Here is a 9,656-nt window from a genome sequence, read left to right as displayed (position 1 = left end):
TAGCCCTTTCTCTAAATAGGAGCCTGGCAATGTGCTACTCTCGCATGGGGAAACCCCAAACTACCATCGCCGCTAATGTGTTTCACTTCTGAGTTCGGAATGGGATCAGGTGGTGCCACATCGCTATTGTCGCCAGACAAAAACTGTTATCTATCAAGTTTTCACTCAATAAATCAATATGTAAAAGCTGATGCTCGCTGCCTACCTAGGTAGAAGCGCGCTGTAATCGAGCCTAAAGAATGTCTTCAGTCTTACTCTTAATTTTATGTTAATACTTGCCACTCATCAAACACTCAGCACTTCTTTTATGAAGCCACTTGGGCGTTGTATGGTTAAGCCTCACGGGCAATTAGTACAGGTTAGCTCAACGCATTGCTACGCTTCCACACCCTGCCTATCAACGTCGTAGTCTTCAACAACCCTTAAGGTACGTTAAACGTACAGGGATGACTCATCTTAGGGCTCGCTTCGCGCTTAGATGCTTTCAGCGCTTATCGATTCCGAACGTAGCTACCGGGCAATGCCTTTGGCAAAACAACCCGAACACCAGCGGTTCGTCCACTCCGGTCCTCTCGTACTAGGAGCAGCTCCCTTCAATCATCCAACGCCCACACCAGATAGGGACCGAACTGTCTCACGACGTTCTAAACCCAGCTCGCGTACCACTTTAAATGGCGAACAGCCATACCCTTGGGACCGACTTCAGCCCCAGGATGTGATGAGCCGACATCGAGGTGCCAAACACCGCCGTCGATATGAACTCTTGGGCGGTATCAGCCTGTTATCCCCGGAGTACCTTTTATCCGTTGAGCGATGGCCCTTCCATTCAGAACCACCGGATCACTATGACCTACTTTCGTACCTGCTCGACGTGTCTGTCTCGCAGTTAAGCTGGCTTATGCCATTGCACTAACCTCCTGATGTCCGACCAGGATTAGCCAACCTTCGTGCTCCTCCGTTACGCTTTGGGAGGAGACCGCCCCAGTCAAACTACCCACCAGACACTGTCCACAATCCCGATAAGGGACCAATGTTAGAACATCAAACCTACAAGGGTGGTATTTCAAGGTAGACTCCACATCATCTAGCGACAATGCTTCAAAGTCTCCCACCTATCCTACACATGTAGGGTCAATGTTCAGTGCCAAGCTATAGTAAAGGTTCACGGGGTCTTTCCGTCTAGGTGCGGGTACACAGCATCTTCACTGCAATTTCAATTTCACTGAGTCTTGGGTGGAGACAGCGTGGCCATGATTACGCCATTCGTGCAGGTCGGAACTTACCCGACAAGGAATTTCGCTACCTTAGGACCGTTATAGTTACGGCCGCCGTTTACCGGGGCTTCGATCAAGAGCTTCTCCGAAGATAACCCCATCAATTAACCTTCCGGCACCGGGCAGGCGTCACACCGTATACGTCATCTTTCGATTTAGCACAGTGCTGTGTTTTTAATAAACAGTTCCAGCCACCATTTCACTGCGGCCCCCGTTCGCTCATGAAGCAAGTCCAATCACAAACAGGGGCGTACCTTCTCCCGAAGTTACGGTACGATTTTGCCGAGTTCCTTCACCCAAGTTCTCTCAAGCGCCTTAGTATTCTCTACCTGACCACCTGTGTCGGTTTGGGGTACGGTTCGATATATCATAAGTTTAGAGGCTTTTCCTGGAAGCATAGTATTTGCAACTTCAACACCGTAGTGTCTCGTCTCGTGTCTCGAGCATGTAGGCTCCCGGATTTGCCTAAGAGCCAACTCTACGCACTTTCACCTGGACAACCAACGCCAGGCTTGCATAACTTTCTCCGTCCCCCCTTCACTGATATACCAAGTACGGAAATATTAATCCGTTTCCCATCGACTACGCATTTCTGCCTCGCCTTAGGGGCCGACTTACCCTGCCCTGATTAGCATGGGACAGGAAACCTTGGTCTTCCGGCGTGGGGGTTTTTCACCCCCATTATCGTTACTCATGTCAGCATTCGCACTTGTGATATGTCCAGCTCGCCTCTCAGCTCACCTTCAGCCACTTACACAACGCTCCCCTACCACGCAAAGTAAACTTTGCGTCCGCAGCTTCGGTATATTACTTAGCCCCGTTACATCTTCCGCGCAGGCCGACTCGACTAGTGAGCTATTACGCTTTCTTTAAAGGATGGCTGCTTCTAAGCCAACCTCCTAGCTGTCTTAGCCTTCCCACCTCGTTTCCCACTTAGTAATATTTAGGGACCTTAGCTGGCGGTCTGGGTTGTTTCCCTCTTCACGACGGACGTTAGCACCCGCCGTGTGTCTCCCGGATAGTACTCACAGGTATTCGGAGTTTGCAAAGGGTTGGTAAGTCGGGATGACCCCCTAGCCTTAACAGTGCTCTACCCCCTGTGGTATTCGTCCGAGGCGCTACCTAAATAGCTTTCGGGGAGAACCAGCTATCTCCGAGTTTGATTGGCCTTTCACCCCCAGCCACAAGTCATCCGCTAACTTTTCAACGTTAGTCGGTTCGGTCCTCCAGTTGATGTTACTCAACCTTCAACCTGCCCATGGCTAGATCACTCGGTTTCGGGTCTATACCTAGCAACTAAACGCGCAGTTAACACTCGCTTTCGCTACGGCTCCCCTATTCGGTTAACCTTGCTACTAAATATAAGTCGCTGACCCATTATACAAAAGGTACGCAGTCACAGAACAAGTCTGCTCCTACTGCTTGTACGTATACGGTTTCAGGTTCTATTTCACTCCCCTCACAGGGGTTCTTTTCGCCTTTCCCTCACGGTACTGGTTCACTATCGGTCAGTTAGGAGTATTTAGCCTTGGAGGATGGTCCCCCCATCTTCAGTCAAGATAACACGTGTCCCGACCTACTTAATATGGCAATAATGACGCTTCGTGTACGGGGCTATCACCCTGTATCGCTGTGCTTTCCAACACATTCCACTACTTCATTACTACTCGGCTGCTCCCCGTTCGCTCGCCGCTACTAGGGGAATCTCTGTTGATTTCTTTTCCTAAGGGTACTTAGATGTTTCAGTTCCCCTCGTTCGCTTCTTATAGCTATGTATTCACTATAAGATACCGCCGAAGCGGTGGGTTTCCCCATTCGGAAATCTGTGGGTCAAAGCATTTTGTCGGCTCTCCACAGCTTATCGCAGACTTACACGTCCTTCATCGCCTCTAACTGCCTAGGCATCCACCGTATACGCTTAGTCACTTAACCATACAACCCCAAATGACCTCTCCATTACCGAAGTAATAGTGCGTTATTCGTCATCATCTCAGTAACGTCAGAGATAATTCCAAACAACTCGTCCACCCTTTGACCTTTTATTTCAAAGTTAGGTGCATGACACCTTATTAAGGGACCATGCCGTTGCATGCGTGACAAGTTCTAATCACAAAATCAGATAGAGTAAGTTCCTAAGAACACTCTTTTAGTTTTCGATTACTATTTTATCAGCTTTCCATATTGTTAAAGAACATTGTGTCCTGCGTCTTAGCGCCGGCTACAATTAAGGTTTAAAAAACCTTAATCAATAAACACTCTTAGCTAAACTAAACAGTACGTATTGATTAAGGTTACTTAATCTTATTAAAAACCAAGAGATGGTAGGCTTGGGCAGACTTGAACTGCCGACCTCACCCTTATCAGGGGTGCGCTCTAACCAGCTGAGCTACAAGCCTATAGTCTGACTAGGCCAGATAAGTGGTGGAGCTAAGCAGGATCGAACTGCTGACCTCCTGCGTGCAAGGCAGGCGCTCTCCCAGCTGAGCTATAGCCCCGTAATTATGAGCTCTTCACTTTAGGCTTTACCTAAAACAAAAAACTATAAATACAAAGTCTCTCGGTTTCTCTTCATCAAAACAAAACAATCTGTGTGAACACTCAACGAAGCAAGGTTCGCCGTAATAGTAAGGAGGTGATCCAACCCCAGGTTCCCCTAGGGTTACCTTGTTACGACTTCACCCCAGTCATGAATCACAAAGTGGTAACCGTCCTCCCGAAGGTTAGACTAGCTACTTCTTTTGCAACCCACTCCCATGGTGTGACGGGCGGTGTGTACAAGGCCCGGGAACGTATTCACCGCAACATTCTGATTTGCGATTACTAGCGATTCCGACTTCATGGAGTCGAGTTGCAGACTCCAATCCGGACTACGACGAGCTTTAAGGGATCCGCTTACCTTCGCAGGTTCGCTTCCCTCTGTACTCGCCATTGTAGCACGTGTGTAGCCCTACTCGTAAGGGCCATGATGACTTGACGTCGTCCCCACCTTCCTCCGGTTTGTCACCGGCAGTCTCCTTAGAGTGCCCAACTTAAGGCTGGCAACTAAGGACAAGGGTTGCGCTCGTTGCGGGACTTAACCCAACATCTCACGACACGAGCTGACGACAGCCATGCAGCACCTGTATCTAGATTCCCGAAGGCACCAATTCATCTCTGAAAAGTTTCTAGTATGTCAAGAGTAGGTAAGGTTCTTCGCGTTGCATCGAATTAAACCACATGCTCCACCGCTTGTGCGGGCCCCCGTCAATTCATTTGAGTTTTAACCTTGCGGCCGTACTCCCCAGGCGGTCTACTTATCGCGTTAGCTGCGCTACTCACGGATTAAATCCACAAACAGCTAGTAGACAGCGTTTACGGTGTGGACTACCAGGGTATCTAATCCTGTTCGCTACCCACACTTTCGCACATGAGCGTCAGTCTTTGGCCAGGGAGTCGCCTTCGCCACTGATGTTCCTTCTGATATCTACGCATTTCACCGCTACACCAGAAATTCCACTCCCCTCTCCAAGACTCTAGTCTGCCAGTTCTAAATGCTATTCCCAGGTTGAGCCCGGGGCTTTCACATCTAGCTTAACAAACCGCCTGCGTGCGCTTTACGCCCAGTAATTCCGATTAACGCTCGGACCCTCCGTATTACCGCGGCTGCTGGCACGGAGTTAGCCGGTCCTTCTTCTGTTGCTAACGTCATACCTGATGGGTATTAACCAACAAGCTTTCCTCACAACTGAAAGTGCTTTACAACCCGAAGGCCTTCTTCACACACGCGGCATGGCTGCATCAGAGTTTCCTCCATTGTGCAATATTCCCCACTGCTGCCTCCCGTAGGAGTCTGGGCCGTGTCTCAGTCCCAGTGTGGCTGATCTTCCTCTCAGAACAGCTAGAGATCGTCGCCTTGGTGAGCCTTTACCTCACCAACAAGCTAATCTCGCTTAGGCCACTCTCTGGGCGAGAGGAGCAAGCTCCCCCCTTTGGTCCGTAGACATTATGCGGTATTAGCTATCGTTTCCAATAGTTATCCCCCACCCAAAGGCATGTTCCTAAGTATTACTCACCCGTCCGCCACTCGACATCATCTAGCAAGCTAGACATGTTTCCGTTCGACTTGCATGTGTTAGGCCTGCCGCCAGCGTTCAATCTGAGCCATGATCAAACTCTTCAATTAAATATTAAAAATATGAATTTTTTTTGGTGAACTCTCACTTCGTGAGTGTCCACACAGATTGTCTTGTTCTAATTGTTAAAGAGCATGCTAACTGCGTTAGCGGCTTAAGTGGTTGTCCGTAGACCCTCTTAAGCGGGAGGCGTATATTACGTCATTCCCTTTTGATGTCAACGATTTAATTTATTTTTCTTTTCAATTAAACCTTGCTACATCCCGCACCAAATATACGTTTACCGTATAAGCAACAAATTAGGAAATCCTGTTTGTTGCGGTTGACCTAACCGGTCGTCCCTTGAAGCGAGGGCGCATTATAGAGAGAACACATGCCTATGCAACCCCTAATTTGAAATTATCGGTTAAGTGCTTAAAAAGCAATCGACATGAACAATTAAGAAGCTGTTTGAGGTATTAGGTACTCAATCTTTTTTGATATGATGTATTACATAAACTTAAATTAGGAACAACCATGAATATTCGTTCATATAAAAGTAAATCTCCTAAGTTTGCAGCGCATTGTTATATAGATGCTTCATCGGTATTAGTAGGTGACGTAGATTGTGCAGAACATGTCAGTATTTGGCCACTTGTTGCTGCAAGAGGCGACGTTAACTATATAAAAATAGGAGCTAGAACTAATATACAAGATGGAACTATATTACATGTATCTCGAACCAGTGAAGTTAATCCTAATGGATTTCCTCTCCTTATAGGGGAAGATGTGACAGTAGGACATAAATGTATGTTACATGGTTGTACTTTAGGAGACAGGATACTGGTTGGAATGGGGGCGATTATCATGGATGGTGCAATTGTAGAAGATGACGTTTTTATTGGAGCAGGAACATTAGTGCCACCTAAAAAAACACTCAAAAGCGGCTATTTGTATATAGGCAATCCTGCAAAACAGGCTAGAACATTAAAAGAAAGCGAAATAACATTTTTAAAACAGTCCGCACTAAACTACATAAAACTCAAAGATGAATACATTTCCGAGTCTAGTTAAACTCAATACACAAACACTTCTTCAGCGGTGAGCCATATTTCACCGTCTGAATTTAATTTTCCTTTTTTAAGTTCAAGTTCAATAATTTCCTCTATCTCAAACTGCTTTGTATTATAGAGTGAAATTAACACTTCTTTATCGGATCCGTATATATAACAAGCTAGCATTTCACCCTCCTCCATAATATCTATTTTAAGTGCCTCTTTTGTATTCATATAAGTACACCCATCTAAAACTTGAACGGCTTGATTCATAAGGACCTTCTTAGCTTATCTATAACGGGCGATACATCAGGTCGGTAACCAGTCCATAGATAGAAACTTTCTGCTGCCTGCCCAACCAGCATGCCTAATCCATCAAAAGTGTTTAATACTCCTAATTTTTTTGCATGTTGCAGAAATACAGTTGGTTTATCGGCATAACTCATATCATATACATTAGGGCTGCGCCGAATCACAGAGTCTGGAATAGTTGGTAACTCTCCAGTCAAACTTGCAGATGTAGAATTAATTATAAGGTCAAAAGGTTGCCGAACCTCATTTAACTGATTAAGGGCTGCACCAACAAAATTTTCTTGAGGTATTAATGAAGCTAACTGTACAGCCTTTTTCTCTGTGCGGTTAGCAATCATAAGTAATGACGGCTCCAATGCTAATATTGATTGCAATACTCCCCTAGCGGCACCACCAGCACCTAGTAATAAAATACGAGCACCCTCAACTGGCAAATTTAAGCGGTCAAAATCTTGTACTAACCCCTTGCCATCCGTTGTGTCGCCTAGAAAAGTACCATCTTCTTTTCTGATAACGGTATTAACTGACCCAGCAATGGTCGCAGCGGGGGATAAATCATTCACCCACTTCGCCACCTGCTCCTTAAAGGGTGACGTGACGTTACAACCTTTTGCGTCTGCATCATTAAAAAAGTTTATCAGGGCTGGGATGAAGCTTTCTTGTGTTGCAAAAGTGCGATCGTATTCGATAATTAATCCAGCTTGTTGAGCAAACATAGCATGAATAGCAGGTGACTTACTCTGCGCTATTGGGTTACCGAACACCGTATATTTACTCACGATAACCATTCTCTTGGATGGAGGTAATTAGCATATAAATCTGCTTCTTTACTGGCTGGCTCAGGCTCGTAGCAATATTCCCATCGAACTAGGGGTGGCATAGACATCAATATTGACTCCGTACGCCCACCCGTTTGTAATCCAAATAATGTGCCTCTGTCATAGACTAGGTTAAATTCTACATAGCGCCCACGTCTATATAATTGAAAATCACGCTCTTTTTTACCAAAAGTAATATCTTTACGCTTTTCCACAATAGGTACATAAGCATCTAAAAATCCATTGCCTACTGCCTGCATAAACTTAAAGCTTTTTTCAAACCCCTGTTTATTTAAATCATCAAAAAACAAACCACCTACTCCACGTGTCTCATCTCGGTGTTTTAAATAAAAGTAGTCATCACACCACTTTTTATATTCTGGGTATACGTCGTCACCGAAAGGCTGGCAAAGTTTATTAGCCACTGAATGCCAATGCACGACATCTTCATGAAATGGATAAAAAGGTGTAAGATCAAATCCGCCACCAAACCACCAAACTGGCTCCTCACCAGGTTTTTCGGCGATAAAAAAACGTACATTGGCATGAGTAGTTGGCACAAAAGGGTTGTGAGGGTGGATAACCAAAGACACACCTACGGCTTGAAAGCTTCTACCTGTGAGCTCAGGACGAGCAGCAGTAGCAGATGCAGGTAATTGTCCTCCAAAAACATGTGAGAAGTTGACTCCACCTTGTTCAATAAGTTTACCATCTGTTAGCACGCGACTGCGACCACCGCCGCCAAGCTCACGCTGCCAATTATCTTCAACAAAACTTCCCTTACCATCCACCAGCTCTAAGGTTTGGCAAATATTGTCTTGTAGCTTGAGTAAGTACTGTTTAACTTTTTCTATATCTGGTAATGAATCGGTTTTCATCTAACTAATTGTCTCTTATGGTTTGACCAGAAATTCCATGACGTATTTGACTGGGTTTATTTGCCCCACCTACTGCGCCATCTACTAGTAATAAGGTTTTGTCGAATTGTTGATATAATTGTTCAGTGTTTACTGCAGGTTTTGCTCCAGACACATTAGCACTGGTAGATATTAAAGGCTTGCCAAATAACTCGCACAACTTTCTTACTACAGGGTGCTGACTTACCCGCACTGCAATTAAATCACTATCACCAGTAATCCATTTAGGTGCTTTTTTAGCAGCGGGTAATAACCATGTTACTGGGCCTGGCCAACTAGAAAATATTTCAGTGCGTTTATGTCTAGGGATCTTCGCATCATCAACATAGAGTAATAACTGCGAATAGGTGTTGGCAACTAGGATCAAGCCTTTATCTACAGGTCTTCTTTTCAGGGCTAATAATTTGTTCACAGCATCTTCATTATCTGGATCACATCCAAGTCCAAGTACAGCTTCAGTTGGGTAAGCAATCAACTCCCCTTGCAGCAAGTTTTGAATGATAAGCTCTGCGTCTTCGATTGTGGATAGAGGTTTCATGTAATCCTAAATAAGTCTACTTTAACTCAGGTATATAATTCACAATGCAATACAAATGAGGCCTTTGTATTGCATTATTAAGGTTTAGTAATTTTACATTGACATTGTTTTTGTGGGCATAACAGTTCAGCTTCTGAACTTCCTTTCTTCTCTTGCATTATGGGCCAATGGCATTCTGGGCACGGATAATCAATGGGCGGCAAGTTCAGAAGATATTTACATTTGGGATAATTATCACACGCATAAAATGACTTGCCAAACTTATTCGCGCGCTTAGTAATATGTCCTTTTTTACACGACGGGCAGTTTAATTGTGTGTCTTCATTGTTGGAGTTTGACTCAATATAATCACAATCAGGAAAATCGCTACAGCCAATAAACAGCCCAAACCGCCCCTTTTTTATGACTAACTGAGATTGGCATAGCGGGCAGGAGGAACCCTCTATTATTTTGATCTCAGCATTTTCGTATTCGTGTAGGGGTTTTGAAAAATTACATTCTGGATAACGGCTACAACCAATAAAGATACCAGACTTACCTCGTCTGACGTTTAATTTAGCGTTACATTTTGGACAAGGCCCGAAAGCTTGTTCAGACGCACTAGCTGAAAACAAAGTGTGATCAATTTTAGACACTTAATAAAACACTCTT

Annotated in this window: 6 protein-coding genes, 2 tRNA genes and 3 rRNA genes; 1 reads left to right on the top strand and 10 read right to left on the bottom strand. The window is 45.0% G+C overall.

Annotated elements, in window-relative coordinates; translation table 11 throughout:
- Window positions 1-21: 21 nt before the first annotated feature.
- The 5 genes from rrf to Q0Y52_RS05985 all read right to left on the bottom strand — a co-directional run bounded on the left by rrf (window position 22) and on the right by Q0Y52_RS05985 (window position 5,436).
- Window positions 22-137, bottom strand: a 5S ribosomal RNA gene (gene rrf / locus Q0Y52_RS06005).
- Window positions 138-328: 191 nt separating this feature from the next.
- A 23S ribosomal RNA gene (locus tag Q0Y52_RS06000) occupies window positions 329-3,206 on the bottom strand.
- 387 nt (window positions 3,207-3,593) lie between these two features.
- Window positions 3,594-3,670 (bottom strand) — tRNA-Ile (locus tag Q0Y52_RS05995).
- Window positions 3,671-3,693: 23 nt separating this feature from the next.
- A tRNA-Ala gene (locus tag Q0Y52_RS05990) sits at window positions 3,694-3,769 on the bottom strand.
- A gap of 130 nt (window positions 3,770-3,899) precedes the next feature.
- Window positions 3,900-5,436 (bottom strand): 16S ribosomal RNA (locus Q0Y52_RS05985).
- The 16S, 23S and 5S rRNA genes sit together here with 2 tRNA genes alongside, the layout of an rRNA operon.
- Before the next feature lie 466 nt (window positions 5,437-5,902).
- Between Q0Y52_RS05985 and Q0Y52_RS05980 the strand changes: the two genes are divergently transcribed.
- Window positions 5,903-6,439, top strand: coding sequence for a gamma carbonic anhydrase family protein (locus Q0Y52_RS05980; RefSeq protein ID WP_297819301.1), 537 nt, complete (start codon window positions 5,903-5,905; stop codon window positions 6,437-6,439).
- Window positions 6,440-6,441: 2 nt separating this feature from the next.
- Here the strand turns inward: Q0Y52_RS05980 and Q0Y52_RS05975 are convergent, their stop codons facing one another.
- From Q0Y52_RS05975 to Q0Y52_RS05955, 5 genes are all read right to left on the bottom strand, one after another.
- Window positions 6,442-6,693 carry a hypothetical protein gene (locus tag Q0Y52_RS05975; RefSeq protein ID WP_297819298.1) on the bottom strand — a complete coding sequence of 84 codons (252 nt, stop codon included), beginning with the start codon at window positions 6,691-6,693 and terminating at the stop codon, window positions 6,442-6,444.
- Window positions 6,690-7,520: a shikimate dehydrogenase gene (aroE, locus tag Q0Y52_RS05970; RefSeq protein WP_297819295.1), complete on the bottom strand. Its 831-nt coding sequence runs from the start codon at window positions 7,518-7,520 to the stop codon at window positions 6,690-6,692. Before aroE ends, Q0Y52_RS05975 begins: the two co-directional genes overlap by 4 nt.
- Entirely contained in the window at window positions 7,508-8,428 is a 921-nt protein-coding gene (hemF, locus tag Q0Y52_RS05965; protein ID WP_297819293.1) for an oxygen-dependent coproporphyrinogen oxidase, read from the bottom strand. The genes aroE and hemF overlap by 13 nt, the downstream gene beginning before the upstream one ends.
- 4 nt (window positions 8,429-8,432) lie before the next feature.
- A complete protein-coding gene (locus Q0Y52_RS05960) occupies window positions 8,433-9,005 on the bottom strand; it encodes a Sua5/YciO/YrdC/YwlC family protein (protein WP_297819290.1) in 573 nt (190 codons plus the stop codon).
- A 77-nt stretch (window positions 9,006-9,082) separates the two neighbouring features.
- A complete protein-coding gene (locus Q0Y52_RS05955; RefSeq protein ID WP_297819287.1) occupies window positions 9,083-9,640 on the bottom strand; it encodes a topoisomerase DNA-binding C4 zinc finger domain-containing protein in 558 nt (185 codons plus the stop codon).
- Window positions 9,641-9,656: the final 16 nt, after the last annotated feature.

Source organism: uncultured Paraglaciecola sp. (assembly GCF_943787955.1).
Classification (GTDB): Bacteria; Pseudomonadota; Gammaproteobacteria; order Enterobacterales; family Alteromonadaceae; genus Paraglaciecola.
Note: the sequence above shows the minus strand (reverse complement) of the source record. Positions and strands in the feature narration are given on the sequence as shown.

Coding starts and splice junctions, on each gene's coding strand:
- aroE (WP_297819295.1), bottom strand. CDS start 7,520: ATGGTTATCGTGAGTAAATATACGGTGTTCGGTAACCCAATAGCGCAG.
- Q0Y52_RS05980 (WP_297819301.1), top strand. CDS start 5,903: ATGAATATTCGTTCATATAAAAGTAAATCTCCTAAGTTTGCAGCGCAT.
- Q0Y52_RS05960 (WP_297819290.1), bottom strand. CDS start 9,005: ATGAAACCTCTATCCACAATCGAAGACGCAGAGCTTATCATTCAAAAC.
- hemF (WP_297819293.1), bottom strand. CDS start 8,428: ATGAAAACCGATTCATTACCAGATATAGAAAAAGTTAAACAGTACTTA.
- Q0Y52_RS05975 (WP_297819298.1), bottom strand. CDS start 6,693: ATGAATCAAGCCGTTCAAGTTTTAGATGGGTGTACTTATATGAATACA.